Raw genomic sequence first — 512 nt, 5'->3', positions numbered from 1 at the left:
GAAAGAGCGCGACGCTGCGACGCGATTCCGCAAAGATTTGACCCGTGATGGCTTTACCCGCCTCCAATACTCGGTGTATATTCGGCACTGTCCCAGTAGTGAATCTGCCGAGACCTTTATTCGGCGCATCGAAGGTTATTTGCCAGAATATGGGCAGGTAAGCATTCTGCGGGTTACCGATAAACAATTTGCCACCATGCTGCATTTCTACCGCTCCAAACCGCATCCCGGACCAGAAACACCGGTACAGCTTGCAATCTTTTAGCGGTACCATGCAAAAAAATAGCATGCTCCGATGGGAAATCACCGGAGCATGAGAGACATTTGCCGACAGCATGCCGACTTTTCCAACTGTAAGTGTTAGGGAGGAAAAGAGCTTACAGAAGTACTGTTGTCGGCAAATCTACTTTGTGACCAATCCGCAACCAAAACCTGTCAAGCGACATCGAAGAAATCGTTGTCGGCAAATCTACTTTGTGACCAATCCGCAACTGTACTTCATCGCAGCCTTA

Annotated in this window: 1 protein-coding gene; it reads left to right on the top strand. The window is 48.8% G+C overall.

Annotated elements, in window-relative coordinates; all coding sequences use genetic code 11:
* A partial coding sequence (cas2, locus tag NZ960_08660; GenBank protein MCS7177659.1) for a CRISPR-associated endonuclease Cas2 occupies positions 1-265 on the top strand: 265 nt, incomplete at its 5' end.
* Between the last annotated feature and the right edge of the window lie 247 nt (positions 266-512).

Source organism: Candidatus Kapaibacterium sp., assembly GCA_025059875.1.
Lineage (GTDB): Bacteria > Bacteroidota > Ignavibacteria > Kapaibacteriales > HRBIN21 > HRBIN21.
This window is presented reverse-complemented; position numbering and strand designations above follow the sequence as displayed.